The following is a 17,198-nucleotide window of genomic DNA, read 5'->3' as shown; positions in this document are numbered from 1 at the left end:
CGCTGTGGCGTGTGCGGGGTCAGGGCTCGGGCGTGAACTCGTACCGGAGCTCGTAGAGGTGCCCGGCCTTCACCATCACGGTGACTTCGAGGGGGCGGTCGCCGTCGCCGTACACCGTGCGGAGGGTGCGCAGGACCGGCAGGTCGCGGGGGAGGCGCAGGGCGCCGCACTGCTCCTGCGTCGGGACGCGGGCGGAGACGCGGTCGACGCTCAGCCGGGGCGGGAAGCCCAGCTCGGTGAGCAGGGTCGGTGTGCCGCCCTTGATCCTGCGGGGCTCGGCCAGGGCCGTGCCGAGGGCGATCTCCAGCGGGTAGTAGGAGCAGACGAGTTCGGCGGGTTCGTCGTCGATGTGGAGGAGCTGCCGGCGCAGCAGCGTGGCTTGCGCGTCCTGGAGTCCGAGCGCCGCGGCCACGTCGGCGGGCGGCGTCACCTCGCCGACTTCCAGCAGGGTGCTGCGCGCCGTGCCGCCGTGTGCGGCCGCGCTCGCCAGCCAGGGGTACGCCGCACCGGTTGGCGCCGTCGTGAGGGACCCCGTCGGGTCGATGGTGCGCTGCCGGTTCTCCCGTACGGTCACGGCCGCACCCGCGCGGCCGATGACGAGCCGCTCCTCCTTGAGGAGTTGCAGTGCCTTCTGCACGGTCGCGCTCGACGCGTCGAACCGGGCCTTCAGATGGATGGTGGAGGGGAGTTTCGCGCCCGGCGCGAGGTCGCCGCTCATGATCTCGTCCCGCAGGTCGGCGGCGATGCGGGCGTGCAGTGACCTGCCGTCGGGCGCGTTGTCGTCCGTGGTCGGCATCATCCGATCCTGATCTCGTATCGCAGCTGCTGGCGTGCGGCCGGCATGACCATCACGTCCGCCTGGACCGGACGATCTCCCGCGTCCAAGGTGACGCGGGAGATCTGCAGGACGGGCTCGCCCGGCCCCATGCGCAGCTCATCGCGTTCGTCCGCCGACGGCATGCGAGCCGCCACCTTCTCGACCGCCCTCACGCCGACGTGTCCCAGCTCGGCCAGGAGGGTCACGGCGCCACCGCGGATCTTGCCGCTCGCCGCGAGGCGGGTGCCGGAGGCGATCGAGGAGGGGTAGTAGGTGTCGGTCAACTCCACGGGAATTTCGTCGAGTTCGATGACGCGCCGGCGGACGACGACGCTCTCGCCGACCGCTGTCCGCAGCATCTGCGAGACGTCGGCCGAGGCGGCTCGCTCGCCTGCGTACAGAATCCGCTGTCCGCCGCTGCGGCCGCGGGCCTTGGCCTCACTGGTCCAGGCGTCGGGCTCCCCGGTGGCGCGGGGCGTCAGGTAGGGCATCGACGTACTGGTCCACTCGCCGCTGCCCATGTCGTCCTCCCGTGCCGCTGGTTGGTGTCGGGTCCAACGGTATGCGACGGGGCGCCTGACCCCTAGAGCTCAACCTTGCTGCTTTTTCCGAATAGCGATACGGTCTGTGCGGCATTGGAAGCTCAGCGTTAAGGCGGTGGGGCGGCATGTCCCTGTCTCGGCAACAGCAGTTTCCCCGGGTGCGCGTCTCCGTACGTGCGGCCCGTCAGTTCGTCGGCGACACGCTCGGGGGGTGGGGGTTCGGCGACCGCCGCGACGACATGCGCCTGTGCGCCTCGGAGCTCGCGGCGAACGCCGTGCTGCACGGGGCGCCGCAGGGCCGGGAGTTCTCGGTCCGGCTCGTTCGGACAGCGGATGCGGTGAGCATCGAAGTACGGGACACAGGTCCTGGCATGCCGAAGGAGCGTCGTCCCGCGCCTGAAGAGTTCTGCGGCCGGGGCCTGTGGCTGGTCAAGGAGCTGGCGGACGAGTTCGGAGTCCGCGACGAAGTGGTGGGCAAGACGGTGTGGGCGCGGTTCAAGGTGGCGGGGCCTGAGCGGAAGCCCTCACACGGCGCCCGTCATGTCCCCGACCAGGCATTGTCGATCGAGAGGGGCCGCAGCGATGCAGTGGAAGGTTCACGGGGAACGTCCGATCTACGAGAACAAGTGGGTGAACCTGTGGCTCACCGATGTGGAGACGCCGGACGGGCACCGCTGGGAACACCACGTCGTCAAGCTCCGTCACCTGGCCGTGGCCGCCGTGCTCAATGACCGCCAAGAGGTCCTGATGATGTGGCGCCACCGCTTCATCACGGACGCGTGGGCCTGGGAACTGCCCATGGGCCTGGTGGAGGCGGACGAGACCCCCGGCGAGGCTGCCGCTCGTGAAGTCCTCGAAGAGACCGGTTGGCGTCCGGGCCCGATGAAGTCGCTGATCTACGCCGAACCGGCGAACGGCATCACGGACTCCCAGCACCACCTGTTCCGTGCCGACGGCGCCACGTACGACGGGCCGCCGACCGAGAAGAACGAGTCCGACCGCATCGAGTGGATCCCCCTGGCGAACATCCGGGGCATGATCGACCGCCGCGAGATCGTCAGCAGCGGCTCCCTCGTCGGCCTCCTCTACGTACTGATGGACGAAGGGGTGCGCTGACCCTGCGGGGAAGGCATCGCTCGCAGACGCGCCTCGAAGGAACCGCGGCCGCCACCTCGCGATAGCGCCCTCCCTCCTGCCGGCACGGCCCGCGCGGGGGTGTCGGGCGTTGTTGCGGGCGGCTTTTCACGGCAGGTGGCGGGCGGTGAGGGCGGCTAGGGCGGAGCGGGTGGTGACGCCGGTTTTGCGGAAGATGTGGGACAGGTGGGTGTCCACCGTGCGCGGGCTCAGGTAGAGGCGGGCCGCGATGGCCGGGGTGGTGAGGCCCTCGGCGACCAGGGTGGCGATCTCGTGCTCGCGCGGGGTGAGGCCCGGTACGCGGGGCGGGGGAGGGGGCGGGAGGAGGAGGTCCGCGAGGCCCGTCAGGAGCAGGGACCCGCCCGATTCGGCCAGGCGGCGGCCGCGCCGCCACATGGCCGACGCCGTCGCCGGGTCGCCCGCCTCCGCCGTCAGGGACGCGCCGATCAGCAGGGACTGCGCCTCCCACAGCACCGCGCCCGAGCGGCCCGCCTCCTCGGCGGCCCGCGCGAACCGCTCCGCCGCCGCGGCCGGACGGCCCGAGCCCGCCAGCACCTGCCCCGCGCAGCGCAGCGCCGCCGCGCGCTGGACGGGCAGGCCGAGCCTCTCCGCGTCCCGCCCGGCCAGCGCGGCCCACTCCTGCGCCCCGGCCAGGTCCCCCGTCGTGACGGCCGCGGTGACCAGGGCCTCCAGGAACAGCGGCCGCATCGACGGCTGCAGCCCCGCCAGATCCGCCCCGCCCGCCCGCAGCATCGCCGACCTGGCCCGCACCGGATCGCCGCCGTGCAGCGCGGCGTAGCTCATGACGCACCACACCAGCGAGGTCCACCAACTGGTCCGCGCGCCGGCCGCCGCGACCGCCTCCTCCGCCGCCGCGAGCGCGCTGACGTCCCCCGGCGGCCGGGCCGCGATCAGCACCTGCGCCTTGTTCGCGAGGACCAGCCCGAGCAGCTCGTCGCTGCCGATGCCCCGGGCGATGCTCTCCGCCTCGTCCACCAGGTCCAGCGCCGACGGCAGCCGGCACGCGTGCGTGTGGACGATCGCCTTGCACATCAGCAGGTGCGGCAGCAGGTGCAGCGGCCCGCCCCGACGGGCGATGGCCAGCCCCCGGTCCGCGTGCCGCTCGGCGTCCTCGTAGCGCTCCAGGTAGAACTCCGCCCACCCCAGCCGGGCCAGCGGCTCGCACTGGTCCGCCAAGTCCCGGTCCGTCAGCACGTCCACGCACGCGGCGGCCCGGTCCGCCAGCTCCCGCGCGGCGGCCGTGTTCCCCTCGTACGCCTCCCCGAGCGCCGACACCGCCAGCGCCCCCGCCGCGGCCGGCTCGTTACCCAGGGCCCGGGCCAGCTCCAGGGTGCGCAGCACCTCCGCGCGCACCGCCGGAAACGGCAGGGCGTGTGGCGCGGACGAGCCCAGCTCCAGGCCCAGCGCGACCGCGTCGGCCGGAGCGGGAGCGGGCCGCCGCGACAGCGCCCGGCGCAGCAGCGCGACCGAGGCCCGGTACTGACCGAGGTGGCGCTCCATCGACGCGCACAGCGTGACGGCGGCCGCGCGCACCCCGCTGCCGTCGTCGGCGGGGAGCCCCGCGATCACCTCGTGCAGCAGGTCCCGGCTCGCCCGCAACTCGCCGCACACGCTCAGCGCCCGCGCCCGCTTCAGCATCAGGTCCCGGCGGCGCGCCGCATGGCCGGGGGTGTCCGGGAGCACCCGCAGCACCACCTCCAACCAGTGCGCGCAGCTCGCCGGCGCGGTCGTCTCGGACTGCTCGGCCGCCTCCAGCAGGACGGCCGCGGCCTCCGGCTCCCAGTCGGTCAGCGCCCGCTCCACGTGATGGGCCCGTACGGTCGCGGGCGCGCCCGCCGCCGCCAGCGCGGCGGCCGCCCGCCGGTGCAGCGCGGCGCGCCGGCCGGGCCCGGTGTCCTCGTACACCGCGGCCCGCAGCACCGGATGGCGCAGCGACCAGACACCGCCCGGGCGCGGCCGTATCAGGTCGCGCCGGGCCAGGACGCCGAGGTCGGCGTCGAGCCGCTCGGAACCGGACGCGGACGCGGACACGGACGCGGGCTCGGTGAGCGCGAGCAGCAGTGGCGGCGTGGCCTGGTCGCCGAGGACCGCCACCGCCTCGGCGGTACGGCGCTGCGCGGCGCTCAGCGGCGTCAGCTCGTCGAGCAGCAGCGCGCCGAGGCCGCCCGGCGGCAGGGCCGGACCGCTACGGCCCTGCCCCTGGCCCTGGAGCAGCGTCAGGAAGTAGAGCGGGTTGCCCTCGCTGGCCGCGTACAGCCGGGCGGCCCGGTCCGGCGGCAGCCCGGGCGCGAGCTGCTCGACGCAGGCCCGCTCGGTCAGCGGCCCGAGGTCCAGGCGGAGCACGGCGCCCGCGTCGACGCCCCGGGTGAGCGCGGCGGCGAGCGACGGCGCGGTCTGCCGGTCCCGCCGGGCCACGACGATGACCACCGGGGCACGCAGGGGGTGGCGCACGAGGTGGTCGAGGAGCTCCAGCGAGGCCGGGTCCGCCCAGTGCAGATCGTCGAGGGCGATCAACAGCCCGGCCCCCGTCCGCCCGCCGAGCGCCGTGAGCAGCCGCGCGGTCGCCCGGTGCGCGGCGAACCGGTCCACGGCCGACACCCCGGCGCCGGCCCCCGCCCCCGCCTCGGCCCCGGTGGGGTCCACGGCGGGGTTCGCCGGGATCCCGTCCGCCGCCGCCCCGGCGGAGGCCGCCCAGGCCGCGCCCGGCGCGCCGAGGCCGCGCAGGAGTTCCGGGTCCAGATCCGCGAACGCGTCGCCGAACACCCGGAACGGAATGTGCCGTTCGTACTCGGTGGCCCGGCCGCGCAGCACCGTCAGCCCGCGTTCCTCGGCCCGCCCGCACACCTCGGTCAGCAGCCGGCTCTTGCCGATGCCCGCCGCGCCGGTCAGGTCGACGACACCCGGCGGGCCCCCCGGCCCGTCGAGTACCGCGTCCAGCCGGTCCAGTTCGGCCTCCCGGCCGACCAGTGGAGTCCTGTCCGTCATGGTCCCTCCCCAGCTGACCGGTACCCGCAACCGGCGCCGGGGATACGTAGGCGGTTCTACGGATACCGCCGCCGGACGCGGGCTGCCAGCATCGAAGCAGTCCCGGCTCCGCCCGAAGAGGAGGCCGTATGCGCCGATTACCTGGGCTGATCGTCCCGCTCCTGACCGTTCCGCTGCTCGCCCTCGCCGGGTGCGGGGGCGGCGGCCAGACACGGACCGCACCCCCGTCCGTACCCGCCTCGCCGAGCCCGCTCTCCCCGTCGCCGGACCCGGCGCCCTCGCCCTCGCCCTCGCCGTCTCCCAGCAGCACCCGCAACGGGCTGTGCGTGCCCACGATGTACATGAGCACGGCCGGCAGGCTCGCCTACCTCAAGGACCTCAGCGACAGCAGCCACGGAGCCTCGCCCGCGTTCTTCATGACCGACTCCGGGGTGTACCTCCTCGCGAAGGAGACGCAGCGGCCCTGCGAGGCGGTCCCGTTCCAGCTCAGCTGGTTCCGGGTCGAGATGACCCGCGCCGGGTCCGGATCGAGCGCCCGCTACTCCTTCACCTACGCGCCGATCGAGTCCACCACCCTCTCCGCCGGCCCGCGCGACGGCCGCGTCGTGGGCAGTGTGCCCCCGCCGCCGAAGGGCTGCTCCGGGACCCTGTCCGTCCTCTACGTCGGCGAGGAGATCACCGAGGACGACCTGCCGGACGGACTGAACATGCCGGGCGGCTCGCTGGACTGGAGCCTGGTCACGCTCGACGCCGACCGCGCCCTGAGCGCCGTCTTCAAGCCGCCGGCGGGGGCCTCCTCCTGCTGACGGGGCGGGGACCGGCGGTCGGTGCCCCGTGGGGGAGCGCACCGGCCGCCGTGACAGGGCCGGGGCGGCCTCACTCGTACGGGTGAGGCGGCCCCGGCCCGGGGGCGGGCGCGGCATCGGCCGTACGGCCCATCTGGGGCGTCCCGCAGCGAAGTTGAGGGCCGCCGCGCTCTGGTAACTGTGGGTCACATGCCCTCCCGAACGTCGCCCTCCCGAACGTCGCCTTCGTCGCCTTTCCGAACGTCGCCCTCCCGTGCCCCGCGCGCCCGTGTGCTGTCGGCGCGGCTGCTGTCGGCCGGACTGCTGGGCACCGCCCTGCTGGCGCCGGCCGTGCCCGCCGCCGCCGGTCCCGCTTCCCGTCCCGCCGCCGGTCCGACCGTCGACTACCGCGGGCTGCGGCTCACCCTCCCCGCCGGCTGGCGCGTCGTGGACCTCGACCGGAACCCCGACGCCTGCCTGCGCCTCGACCTGCCCTCCCTCTACCTAGGGCACGCCGGAACCCAGGCCGAGTGCACCGGCCGCGCCGTCCGCACCCGCGCCGACACCCTGCACCTGGAGCCCCTCGACGACACCCCGCCGCGCGCCGACATCCCGACCGTCGCCGCCGACGACCTGCGGGCGCTGCCCGCCACCCGGGCCGACAGCAACGAGGTGCGCTACGCCCTGCGCCGCTCCGGGGTGATGGCCACGCTCTCGTACGGGGCCGGTCCCGGCGTCGTACGGGGCCTGCTCGCGCAGCTCCGCACCGCCCCCGGCCCCGCTCCCGCCACTCCCGCCACTCCCGCCACTCCGGCCGCTCCGGCCGCTCCCGCCGCCGCCGCACGCACCGCCGCCGCCGCACGCACCGCGGCCACCGCGGCCGCCGGTGCGGTCCTCGCCGGCCCCCGCGGCGCCCAGGAGGCCTTCACCGGCCAGGGCTTCGACACCTGCACCGCCCCCACCCAGCGCGCCATGGACGCGTGGCAGGGCGCCTCCCCCTTCGGAGCCGTCGGCGTCTACATCGGCGGCCGCGCCCGCGCCTGCGCCCAGCCCCGGCTCACGGCGAACTGGGTCCGGCGCCAGATCGGCGCCGGCTGGCACCTGATGCCGATCTGGGTGGGCCCGCAGCCCTGGCACAACGCCGACACCGGCCTGTCCACCGACCCCTCCGAGGCCAACGAGCAGGGCAAGGAGGCCGCCGAAGGCGCCGCGCAGGCCGCCCGCTCCCTGGGCCTGGCGGGCGGCACGCTGCTCTACAACGACCTGGAGAACTACACCGACCGGGCCACCTGGGACGCTCCGGTCGTCGCCTACCTGACGGCCTGGACCGTACGGCTGCACGAGCTCGGCTACCGCTCCGCCGCCTACGTCGCGGCGAGCTCGGGCGTCAAGGCCCTGAGCGCCCATCACCACCAGGCTCCCGAAGCCATGCCGGACGTGATCTGGGTGGCCGTCTGGAACGGCCGGGCCTCGGTCGCCGACGTGGACATGGGGCTGCCCGCGGGGAAGAAGCTGTGGGCCGGGCGGCGCCGGGCCCACCAGTTCCGCGGGGACCACGAGGCCACGTACGGCGATGTCACCCTCAAGATCGACCGCAGCTGGCTGGACGTGGAGCCCGCCGCCCTCGCCCGCCCGGGCGGCCCCGGCCCCGGCCCCGGCCCCGGTCCCCGACCCGGACCCCTCAGCTAGTCGTCGGCTCCTCGTGCGGCGGCTCGTCGTCGTCGCCCCGGCGGACGGTGTGCACGCCGCCCGCCGGGGTCCAGGTCCGCAGCACCAGGTCGTCGCCGTCGATCCCGATGTGGACGACCTCGGTCAGATCGGCGTAGAAGAGGTGGAAGGGGTGCGGGGAGTCCCGCTCCTCCGCGTACCGGTGCAGCTCGGGCGGGTCCAGGAGCTCCACCGCGCGCCCCGAGACGCGCACGTCCCCGTCCGGCATCGTCTCGCCCTCGCCCGGGTTGGTGTGCAGCGCGAAGCGCGGGTCGCGCTCCAGGTCCCGAGCCTTCATCGAGCCCTGCATCATGCCGAGCCACAGCTCCCCGCCGCGGATGTCGACGTTGAGGCCGGCGACCCGGGGCGAGCCGTCCTTGCGGAGCGTGGCTAGGACATGGTGCGGGTACTGAGCGAAGCGGGCCTCGACGGCCGCCGCGAACTCCGGTTCCGCCTTCTCGAAGACGGCCCAGCTGGTGTGCGTCATACGTCCATGAAAGCGCCTGGCGGCGGCCCCGGGCGGTCAGGCGCGCACGATGCCCGCCCCGCGCGCGGCCGCCAGCCACGCCGGGAACTCGGCGACCAGCCGGTCGTACAGCTCCCCGTCCGGGACGGTGCGCGGGTCCGGCCCGGCGTGGAAATAGCCCGCGTTGTCCACCACCCGCCGGCCCGGCACGGGCAGCTCGTCCAGGCGGCGCAGGAAGTCGAACTGGGAGCTGCGGGTGTTGCCGAAGCCGACGAACTGCCAGAACAGCGGCAGCCGGGCCGCCTTGCAGAGGTACCGCTCCGCCGCGAGCTTGCTGACCGGGCCGCCGTCGGTCTGGAAGACGACCAGGGCCGGGTCCGTCGCCCCCGAGTCGAGGTAGTGGTCGATCACCGCGTCCATCGCCAGGTGGTAGGCCGTCTTGCCCATGTGGCCGAGCCCGGCGGCGATCTCGGTCACCCGCCCGGCGTGCCCGGCGAGGGAGATCTCCGCGACGGCGTCCACGTCGGTGGAGAAGAACACCACCGGCACCCGGCCGTCGTCGTCGAGGTGCGCGGACAGGCCCAGCACCTGGTCCGCGAGGGCCTGCACGCTGCCGTCCTCGTAGTACGGGCGCATCGAACCGGAGTAGTCCAGCACCAGGTAGACCGCCGCCCGGCCGCCCTCCAGGCCGTACTTGCGGAGGGAGACCCCGGCGCTCTTGTAGAGGCTCACCAGCGCCGGTGCGGTCTCTTCCACCTTGCGGAGGTCTATCGCGCTGCCCGTCATGGCCCGAGGGTACGTCAGCCCCGGTCCTCGCCGGGGCCGTTCTCCAGGGCGGCGAGGTCGTCGAGCATGGCCGCGGCGAGGTCGCGCTCGCAGGCGTAGTACCGCTCGGCCCACCGGAGGGTCAGCGCCGGGTACGCCCAGGCGGGCTCCTCCTTCGCCGCCTGCGCGTCGGCCACCGCCCGCAGCCGCATGTCCTCGGCGAACTCCTGCTGGCGGAGCAGTACTTCGCGCATCTGCTCCGGCTCCAGCAGGTGTCCCAGCCACAGCCGCAGCATCGGCCCGTGCTTGAGGACGGGCGGGTCGACCGGGGCCTCGCGGGCCCAGCGCCGTGCGGCGGCCATGCCGGAGCCGGTGATCCGGTAGACGCGCTTGTCGCGGGTACCACTGCCTTGGGCGACCGTCCGGGAGGAGGCGTATCCGGCCCGCTCCAGGCGCCCCAGCTCGCTGTAGATCTGGCTGAAGGAGGGGCTCCAGTAGAAGAAGCGCAGCGACCGGTCCGACCACTTCTTCAGGTCGTAGCCGGAGAGTTCCTCGCCGAAGGACAGCAGTCCGAGCACCGCCCAGCCGGTCGGGGGGAGGGCGCGCTCGTTCGTCTCGTCTGCCACGCGGCGCAGTCTACGACCGGCCCCCGCGACCGTTCCCCTCCCCGCCGCATGACTGCTAGAAGTATTCCGAATCAAAACGACCCGGAGGTCTGAGCCGTGATCTCGCTGGACGGAAAAGTCGTCGTCATCACCGGAGCCGGGCGCGGCCAGGGCGCGGCCGAGGCCCGGCTCTGCGCGGAGGCCGGCGCGCGCGTCGTGGTCACGGACGTACGGGAGGACGAGGGCCGGGCGGTCGCGGCGGAACTCGGCCCCCGGGGTCTGTTCGTACGGCACGACGTGGCCGACGCCGGGAGCTGGGCCGGGGTGGTGCGGGAGGCGGTGTCGGCCTTCGGCACGATCTCGGCCCTGGTCAACAACGCGGCGCTGTGGCGGACGGCGCACGTGGAGGAGCAGACGGCCGAGGACTTCGAGGCGCTGCTACGGGTCAACCTGCTCGGGCCGTTCCTCGGCATCCAGGCGGTGGCGCCGGTGCTGCGGGCGGCCGGCGGCGGCTCGATCGTCAACATCTCCTCCACGGCCGGGCTGGTCGGCATCCCGGGCCACGCGGCTTACGGCTCCACCAAGTTCGCCCTGCGCGGCCTGACCCGCTCGGCGGCGCTGGACCTGGCGGGGGACGGGATCAGGGTGAACTCGGTGCACCCGGGTGCGATCGACACCCCGATGGTCGCGGCGGCGGTCGGGGGCCGGGACTGGTCGCACGTCCCGCTGGGGCGGATGGGCCGGCCGGAGGAGGTGGGGGAGCTGGTGCTGTTCCTGTGCGCCGACGCCTCCGCGTACGTGACGGGGGCGGAGTTCGCGGTCGACGGCGGAATGACGGCGCGCTAGCGGCGCGGCCGGGCCCGGGGCGCGGCCGGGCTCGGGGGGTGGGGCGGCCGGATTCGAACCGGCGTCCTCCTCCATGCTGTGTAGGCGCACTGCCTCTGTGCTACGACCCCACCCTTGTGATCAACCCTACGACACGCCCGGCATGATGTGCTCATGCCCACGCTGCTCCGCAACCTCCTGCTCCTGGCGGTGGAGTTCGGCGCCGCGCACCTCCTGCGGAGCCCGGACCCGGCGCCCTGGATCCCGGTCCTGCTGGCCGTCTTCGTCGTCGGCTCCGGCGTACTGCACGGCACGGACGCCGAGTTCGTGCCGCGCTTCCTCCTCGCCTTCGTGGCGGTGGGCGTGGCCTGGCTGGGCGGCGCGGCCGGGGAGGCGACGGACTCCGTCCCCGCGGCCGGCGCGGTGACCCTGCTGGTGATCCAGACGGCCCTCCTGATCCGCTTCTCCCGGCGCGGAGGCTAGGCCGTCCTCTCCCGCCCCCGAAAGGCATTGGTGGCCGGCCCGGGATCGGGAAGGATGGGCCGATGACCACGAACCCCCGTGCGCGAGCGCGGTCCTTCGATGCCGCCGCCGCGCTGTACGCCGCCAGCCGGCCCGGGTATCCCGGCGGGCTGTTCGACGCCGTCGAGGAGCTCACCGGCCGGCCGCTCGCCGGGGCGCGGGTCGCGGACGTGGGGGCCGGGACCGGGATCGCCACCGGGCCGCTGCACGCCCGCGGGGCCCGGGTCGTCGCCGTCGAGCCCGGGGACGGCATGGCCGCCGAACTGCGCCGGGCGCACCCCGGGATCCCCCTCGTCCGCGGTGACGGCGACCGGCTCCCGCTCGCCACCGGCGCCTTCGACCTCCTCACGTACGCCCAGGCCTGGCACTGGACCGATCCCGCCCGCTCGGTCCCCGAGGCCCGCCGCGTCCTGCGCCCGGGCGGCGCGCTCGCCATCTGGTGGAACGACATCGACGCGTCCGTCGGATGGGTCGCGGACCAAGGCGCCCGGATCCGGGCCCTCTTCGACGCCACCGACGAAGGAGTCGCCTTCCGCACCCTGCCCCAGGGCCTCGACTCCGGCTTCCGTACGCGCACCGTCGCCTGGTCCCGCCGCGTTCCCCTCGACGACCACCTCGCCAACCTCGCCAGCCACTCCGCCTTCCTCCTCCTCGGCGAGCCCGGCACCAGCGCCTTCCTCCGCGAGGAGCGGGCCCGCCTCGCCCCGCTCTTCCCCGACGGGACGGTCGAGGAGCCCTACGTCGTCTCCCTCCACGTGGCCGTGCCCTAGGGCCTGCCCTCCGGACCGGGCGGCCGGGCTCGCGGCGGCGTCAGCGCCGGCCGGCCAGGACCGCCTCCCGGCACGCCGCCGGCGTGCCCCACGCGTCCCGCAGCGGCCGCGCCTTGCGCAGCCACAGGGAGAGGTCCAGCTCCTCCGTGTAGCCGATCGCACCGTGCAGCTGGAGCGCGGTCAGCGCCGCCCCGTACGCCGCCCCGCCCGCCGCGAGCTTCGCCGCCGCCACCTCCCCCGGGTCCAGGGACAGCGCCGCGGCGAACAGCAGCGGGCGGGCGAACTCCAGCGCCAGCAGCGTGTCCGCCAGCCGGTGCTTCACCGCCTGGAACGACCCGATCGGCGCCCCGAACTGGGTGCGCTCCTTCGCGTACGCCACCGTCCGCGCCAGCAGCGCCTCGCCAACGCCGAGGCACTGCGCCGCCGTCAGCAGCCGGGCCCAGTCCAGCGCCGCCCGCGCCGCCGCCGACACCGCTGCTCCCGCCGCCAGCGCGGGACCCGCCGCCACCGGAACCGACAGCCGGCGCGCCGGGTCCAGGGAGGCGACCGGCGCGCCCGCCCCCGCCGAGCGCAGCTCACCGGCCCGCGACACCGTCAGGCAGTACGCCGCCGCGTCCGCGTCGAGCGCGTACGGACTTCCGCCCGGCAGCGTCAGCGTGGCCACCGCCCCGCCGTCCGCCAGCCCGGGGAGGAGGCGCTTCGCCAGTTCCTCGTCCCCCAGCCGCCCCAGCAGCACGGCCGCCACCACCGTCTCCACCACCGGCCCCGGCATCCCCGCCCGCCCCAGCTCCACGAAGGCGACCGCCAGCTCCACCGGGAGCGGACCCGCCTCGTCGGCGGCGAGCGCGAACACGCCCGTGCGCGCCAGCCGCCCCCACACCGCCCTCCCCGGCCCGTGGTCCCCGGCCGACCAGGCCCGTACCACCGCCGGAACCTCCGCCGCCGCCAGCAGCCCCCGCAGGCTCCGCGCGAAGTCGCGCTGTTCCTCCGTCAGCAGGAATCGCATCAGCGGCGCCCCTTCGGCAGGCCGAGCAGCCGCTCGGCGATGATGTCGCGCTGGATCTCGTTCGTGCCCGCGTAGATCGGCCCGGCCAGCGAGAAGACCCACGGCTCGGCCCACGCTCCCCGCGCCAGCTCCGCGTCCGCGCCCAGCAGGTCCAGCGCCGTCTCGTGCAGCGCGATGTCGTACCGCGACCAGAACACCTTGTTCAGGCTGGACTCCGCGCCGATGGCCTCGCCCGCCGCGAACCGGGACGCGTTCGCCCAGGTGAACAGCTGGTACGCGCGCGCCCCCACCACCGCGTCCGCGACCCGGTCGCGCAGCGCCGTGTCCGCCGGATCCCCCGCCTCCCGCCACAGGGAGACCAGCCGGTCCGCCGCCGCCAGGAACCGCCCGGGGGAGCGCAGCGTCAGCCCCCGCTCGTTGCCCGTCGTCGACATCGCGATCCGCCAGCCCTGCCCCGGCTCCCCGATGACGTCCTCGTCCGGTACGAAGACCCCCTCCAGGAACAGCTCCGCGAAGGCCGGCTTCCCGTCGAGGCGCCCGATGGGCCGCACCGTCACCCCCGGCGCCCGCAGGTCGAACATCAGGTACGTCAGGCCGTGGTGCGCCTTCGCGGCCGCCGGGTCGCTGCGGAAGATCCCGAAGGCACGGTCCGCGAAGGCCGCCCGCGAGGACCAGGTCTTGTGCCCGGACAGCAGCCAGCCGCCCTCCGTCCGCACCGCCCGCGACGTCAGCGAGGCCAGGTCCGACCCGGCCTCCGGCTCCGACCAGGCCTGCGCCCAGATCACCTCGCCGCTCGCCATCGGCGGCAGCACCCGCGCCCGCTGCTCGGGCGTCGCGTGGTCGAACAGGGTGGGGGCCAGCAGGCTGATGCCGTTCTGCGAGACCCGGCCGGGCGCGCCGGCCGCCCAGTACTCCTCCTCGAAGACCAGCCACCGCTCGATGTCCGCGCCCCGGCCCCCGTACTCCTCGGGCCAGGACACCGCCGACCAGCGGTCCGCGTGCAGCAGCGCCTCCCACTCCCGGTGCGCCGCGAACCCGGCCTCCGTCTCCAGGGAGGGCAGGGGCTCGGCCGGGACGTGGGAGCGGAGCCAGGCGCGGGCCTCGGCCCGGAAGGCCGCCACCTCCGCCGACTGGGTCAGATCCATCGGGTGCCCGCCTCCCAGACCGTCAACCTTCCCTAACAAGTGTTTGGTAGGTTAACGTACGGCCATGAGCAGCGTCGAGGAGTGCGCATGAACGAGCCCCGTTACGTGGCCGGCCACCGCCTGCTGGAAGGCCGCTCCGCCGTCGTCACCGCCGCCGCCGGAGCCGGCATCGGCGGCGCCACCGCCCGCCGCTTCCTGGAGGAGGGCGCCCGCGTCCTGATCGGCGACGCCCACGCCCGCCGGCTGAAGGAGACCGAGGAGGCCCTCGCCGCCGAGTTCGGCGCGGACCGCATCTCCTCCCTGCCCTGCGACGTCACCGACGAGGAACAGGTCGGGGCCCTGTTCGCGCACGCCGAGCGGACCCACGGCCACCTGGACGTCGTCGTCAACAACGCCGGACTCGGCGGCACCGCCGCCCTCGTCGACATGACCGACGACCAGTGGGGCCGGGTCCTCGACGTCACCCTGAACGGCACCTTCCGCTGCACCCGCGCCGCCCTGCGCTCGCTCAAGGCCTCCGGCACCGGCGGGGTCATCGTCAACAACGCCTCCGTCGTCGGCTGGCGCGCCCAGACCGGCCAGGCCCACTACGCCGCAGCCAAGGCCGGGGTGATGGCCCTGACCCGCTGCGCGGCCCTGGAGGCCGCCGAATTCGGCGTACGGGTCAACGCGGTCGCCCCGAGCCTGGCCATGCACCCGCACCTGGTGAAGGTCACCAGCGAGGAACTGCTGGCCGAGCTGACGGCCCGCGAGGCCTTCGGCCGGTACGCCGAGCCGTGGGAGGTCGCCAACGTCATCGTGTTCCTGGCCAGCGGGTACGCGTCGTACATGACGGGCGAGACCGTTTCGGTCAGCAGCCAGCGCGCGTAGGCACAGAATGGGCGCGTGCCAACGAACAAGAAGAAAACCCAGGTGACGGCCTCACCGGAGCGACGCCGCGAACTCCTCGGCACCGCCGCCGAGGTCTTCGCCGCGCAGGGCTACAACGCCACCACCGTCCGCAAGATCGCCGACGCCGCCGGGATGCTCGCCGGCAGCCTCTACTACCACTTCGATTCCAAGGAATCGATGCTCGACGAGATCCTCTCGGCCTTCCTGACCGAGCTGTGGGAGGGGTACGACACCGTCCTCGCCGCCGGCCTCGGCCCGCGGGAGACCATCGAGGCCCTCGTCACCGAATCGTTCCGGGAGATCGACCGGCACCGCGCCGCCGTCGCGATCTACCAGAAGGAATCCCGGCACCTGTCCGCGCAGCCCCGCTTCCGCTACCTCTCCGACTCGCAGCAGAAGTTCGAGAAGGCCTGGCTGGGGACGCTGGAGCGGGGGGTCGCCGCCCGGGTCTTCCGGGCCGACCTGGACATCCGCCTCACCTACCGCTTCGTCCGCGACACGGTGTGGGTCGCGGCGTCCTGGTACCGGCCCGGCGGACAGCACAGCCCCGAGGAGATCGCCCGGCAGTACCTGTCGATGGTGCTGGACGGGATCGCCGTACGCGGCTGACCACCACCAACAGAGGAGTCCCGATGCCCGAGGCCTACATAGTCGACGCGGTACGCACCCCCGTGGGGCGCCGGGGCGGCGGCCTGTCGGCCGTCCACCCCGCCGACCTCGGCGCACACGTCCTGAAGGCCCTGGTCGCCCGCTCCGGAGTGGACCCGGCCGCGGTGGAGGACGTCGTCTTCGGCTGCCTGGACACCGTCGGCCCGCAGGCCGGGGACATCGCGCGGACGGCCTGGCTGGCCGCCGGGCTGCCCGAGGAGGTGCCGGGCGTGACCGTCGACCGGCAGTGCGGCTCCTCCCAGCAGGCCGTCCACTTCGCCGCCCAGGGCGTCCTCTCCGGCACCCAGGACCTGGTCGTCGCGGGCGGTACGCAGAACATGTCGATGATCCCGATCGCCTTCGCCTCACGGCAGGCGGCGGAGCCCCTCGGCCTCACCGAGGGCCCGTACGCCGGCTCCGAGGGCTGGCGCGCCCGGTACGGGGACGCGCCCGTGAACCAGTTCCACGGCGCGCAGCTCATCGCCGCGAAGTGGGGCATCGGCCGGCGCGAGATGGAGGAGTTCGCGCTCCGCTCGCACCGGCGGGCGGTCCGGGCGATCGACGAGGGCCGTTTCGAGCGGGAGACCGTCGCGTACGGGGACGTGCGCAGCGACGAGGGCCCCCGCCGGGACACCACCCTGGAGAAGATGGCGGGCCTGCGGCCCGTCGTGGAGGGCGGCACCATCACCGCGGCCGTCTCCTCGCAGGTCTCCGACGGGGCGGCGGCGATGCTGATCGCCTCCGAGCGGGCGGTCCGGGAACACGGCCTGACCCCCAGGGCCCGGATCCACCACCTGTCGGTACGGGGCGAGGACCCGATCCGGATGCTGTCCGCGCCGATCCCGGCTACGGCGTACGCTCTGAAGAAGACCGGCATGTCCCTGGCCGCCATCGACCTCGTCGAGATCAACGAGGCCTTCGCCCCGGTCGTACTGGCCTGGCTGAAGGAGACCGGCGCCGACCCGGAGCGGGTCAACGTCAACGGCGGCGCCATCGCCCTCGGCCACCCCCTGGGCGCGACCGGCGTCAAGCTGATGACCACCCTCCTCCACGAGCTGGAGCGCACGGGCGGGCGCTACGGCCTCCAGACCATGTGCGAGGGCGGCGGCCAGGCCAACGTGACCATCATCGAACGGCTCTAGCGCCCGCCGGCCGGGCCGCGCCCGCCCCGGGGGACGCAGGTCACAGGGGTGGGGCGGCACGCCGCGGCGGTCTGTGATAGCTTTGGGGAGTTGCAGTTGTGGTACCCATGAACTTTATGTGCGCCTGACGGGATTGCTCCGACAGGCGCTTTAATTGTTTTACCGGAGTCTCCGGATGGGGCCCTTGCCGCCTATTCAGGAGATTCAAAATGGCACTTGGCACCGTGAAGTGGTTCAACTCGGAAAAGGGCTTCGGCTTCATCGAGCAGGACGGTGGCGGTCCGGACGTGTTCGCCCACTACTCGAACATCGCCACCCAGGGCTTCCGTGAGCTCACCGAGGGTCAGCGCGTCTCCTTCGACGTGACCCAGGGCCAGAAGGGCCCCCAGGCGGAGAACATCCTCCCCGCCTAATTTCTTCAG

The 17,198-nt window shown here is 74.3% G+C and carries 19 protein-coding genes and 1 tRNA gene; 11 read left to right on the top strand and 9 right to left on the bottom strand.

The window, feature by feature from the left end; translation table 11 throughout:
- Positions 1–19 precede the first annotated feature (19 nt).
- Positions 20–796 (bottom strand): GntR family transcriptional regulator, encoded by a 777-nt coding sequence (locus IE248_RS17300; RefSeq protein ID WP_190031113.1) that lies wholly within the window; start codon positions 794–796, stop codon positions 20–22.
- Positions 796–1,338, bottom strand: a complete 543-nt coding sequence (locus tag IE248_RS17295; RefSeq protein ID WP_190031112.1) for a GntR family transcriptional regulator — start codon at positions 1,336–1,338, stop codon at positions 796–798. Before IE248_RS17295 ends, IE248_RS17300 begins: the two co-directional genes overlap by 1 nt.
- 146 nt (positions 1,339–1,484) lie before the next feature.
- Here IE248_RS17295 and IE248_RS38410 point away from each other — a divergent pair, with 146 nt between their 5' ends.
- On the top strand, positions 1,485–2,090 hold the full coding sequence (locus IE248_RS38410; protein ID WP_308438155.1) for an ATP-binding protein: 606 nt from the start codon (positions 1,485–1,487) through the stop codon (positions 2,088–2,090).
- Complete coding sequence (locus tag IE248_RS17285) at positions 1,990–2,475, top strand: NUDIX hydrolase (protein WP_308438154.1); 486 nt, start codon at positions 1,990–1,992, stop codon at positions 2,473–2,475. The genes IE248_RS38410 and IE248_RS17285 overlap by 101 nt, the downstream gene beginning before the upstream one ends.
- 126 nt (positions 2,476–2,601) lie before the next feature.
- Here IE248_RS17285 and IE248_RS17280 read toward each other — a convergent pair whose 3' ends face one another.
- On the bottom strand, positions 2,602–5,499 hold the full coding sequence (locus IE248_RS17280; protein ID WP_190031110.1) for a helix-turn-helix transcriptional regulator: 2,898 nt from the start codon (positions 5,497–5,499) through the stop codon (positions 2,602–2,604).
- Between the two features lie 128 nt (positions 5,500–5,627).
- Here IE248_RS17280 and IE248_RS17275 point away from each other — a divergent pair, with 128 nt between their 5' ends.
- Both IE248_RS17275 and IE248_RS17270 read left to right on the top strand, forming a co-directional pair.
- Positions 5,628–6,305, top strand: coding sequence for a hypothetical protein (locus IE248_RS17275; RefSeq protein ID WP_190031109.1), 678 nt, complete (start codon positions 5,628–5,630; stop codon positions 6,303–6,305).
- A gap of 270 nt (positions 6,306–6,575) precedes the next feature.
- Entirely contained in the window at positions 6,576–7,973 is a 1,398-nt protein-coding gene (locus IE248_RS17270; RefSeq protein WP_190031108.1) for a DUF1906 domain-containing protein, read from the top strand.
- Here IE248_RS17270 and IE248_RS17265 read toward each other — a convergent pair.
- Genes IE248_RS17265 through IE248_RS17255 form a run of 3 tightly spaced genes read right to left on the bottom strand, consistent with a single transcriptional unit; the run spans position 7,966 to position 9,848 of the window.
- A complete protein-coding gene (locus IE248_RS17265; protein ID WP_073774393.1) occupies positions 7,966–8,478 on the bottom strand; it encodes a pyridoxamine 5'-phosphate oxidase family protein in 513 nt (170 codons plus the stop codon). The two genes, IE248_RS17270 and IE248_RS17265, sit on opposite strands and share 8 nt — an antisense overlap.
- Positions 8,479–8,514: 36 nt before the next feature.
- On the bottom strand, positions 8,515–9,243 hold the full coding sequence (locus IE248_RS17260) for a VWA domain-containing protein (RefSeq protein ID WP_073774392.1): 729 nt from the start codon (positions 9,241–9,243) through the stop codon (positions 8,515–8,517).
- 14 nt (positions 9,244–9,257) lie between these two features.
- Positions 9,258–9,848 carry a PadR family transcriptional regulator gene (locus IE248_RS17255; RefSeq protein ID WP_190031107.1) on the bottom strand — a complete coding sequence of 197 codons (591 nt, stop codon included), beginning with the start codon at positions 9,846–9,848 and terminating at the stop codon, positions 9,258–9,260.
- Between the two features lie 96 nt (positions 9,849–9,944).
- Between IE248_RS17255 and IE248_RS17250 the strand changes: the two genes are divergently transcribed.
- Positions 9,945–10,673, top strand: a complete 729-nt coding sequence (locus tag IE248_RS17250; protein WP_079196347.1) for an SDR family NAD(P)-dependent oxidoreductase — start codon at positions 9,945–9,947, stop codon at positions 10,671–10,673.
- Between the two features lie 38 nt (positions 10,674–10,711).
- Here the strand turns inward: IE248_RS17250 and IE248_RS17245 are convergent.
- Positions 10,712–10,784: transfer RNA gene (locus IE248_RS17245), tRNA-Ala, on the bottom strand.
- Positions 10,785–10,826: 42 nt separating this feature from the next.
- Here IE248_RS17245 and IE248_RS17240 point away from each other — a divergent pair.
- Positions 10,827–11,135, top strand: a complete 309-nt coding sequence (locus tag IE248_RS17240) for a hypothetical protein (protein WP_073774390.1) — start codon at positions 10,827–10,829, stop codon at positions 11,133–11,135.
- A gap of 62 nt (positions 11,136–11,197) precedes the next feature.
- Positions 11,198–11,944, top strand: coding sequence for a class I SAM-dependent methyltransferase (locus IE248_RS17235; protein WP_190031106.1), 747 nt, complete (start codon positions 11,198–11,200; stop codon positions 11,942–11,944).
- A gap of 40 nt (positions 11,945–11,984) precedes the next feature.
- Here the strand turns inward: IE248_RS17235 and IE248_RS17230 are convergent, their stop codons facing one another.
- The gene (locus IE248_RS17230; protein WP_190031105.1) at positions 11,985–12,950 is read right to left on the bottom strand and encodes an acyl-CoA dehydrogenase family protein; all 966 of its coding nucleotides are present in this window, start codon (positions 12,948–12,950) and stop codon (positions 11,985–11,987) included.
- The gene (locus IE248_RS17225) at positions 12,950–14,095 is read right to left on the bottom strand and encodes an acyl-CoA dehydrogenase family protein (protein ID WP_073798932.1); all 1,146 of its coding nucleotides are present in this window, start codon (positions 14,093–14,095) and stop codon (positions 12,950–12,952) included. The genes IE248_RS17230 and IE248_RS17225 overlap by 1 nt, the downstream gene beginning before the upstream one ends.
- Positions 14,096–14,182: 87 nt before the next feature.
- On the opposite strand from IE248_RS17225, the gene IE248_RS17220 reads away from it, so the two are divergent.
- The 4 genes from IE248_RS17220 (at position 14,183) to IE248_RS17205 (ending at position 17,189) form a co-directional block, all read left to right on the top strand.
- A complete protein-coding gene (locus IE248_RS17220; RefSeq protein ID WP_037795435.1) occupies positions 14,183–14,965 on the top strand; it encodes an SDR family oxidoreductase in 783 nt (260 codons plus the stop codon).
- A 15-nt stretch (positions 14,966–14,980) separates the two neighbouring features.
- On the top strand, positions 14,981–15,595 hold the full coding sequence (locus tag IE248_RS17215; protein WP_008743914.1) for a TetR/AcrR family transcriptional regulator: 615 nt from the start codon (positions 14,981–14,983) through the stop codon (positions 15,593–15,595).
- 23 nt (positions 15,596–15,618) lie between these two features.
- Positions 15,619–16,776 (top strand): acetyl-CoA C-acetyltransferase, encoded by a 1,158-nt coding sequence (locus IE248_RS17210; protein ID WP_008743913.1) that lies wholly within the window; start codon positions 15,619–15,621, stop codon positions 16,774–16,776.
- Positions 16,777–16,985: 209 nt separating this feature from the next.
- Positions 16,986–17,189 (top strand): cold-shock protein, encoded by a 204-nt coding sequence (locus IE248_RS17205; RefSeq protein WP_008743912.1) that lies wholly within the window; start codon positions 16,986–16,988, stop codon positions 17,187–17,189.
- Positions 17,190–17,198 lie beyond the last annotated feature (9 nt).

The sequence above is a fragment of the Streptomyces goshikiensis genome (assembly GCF_014650555.1).
Classification (GTDB): Bacteria; Actinomycetota; Actinomycetes; order Streptomycetales; family Streptomycetaceae; genus Streptomyces; species Streptomyces goshikiensis.
Note: the sequence above shows the minus strand (reverse complement) of the source record. Positions and strands in the feature narration are given on the sequence as shown.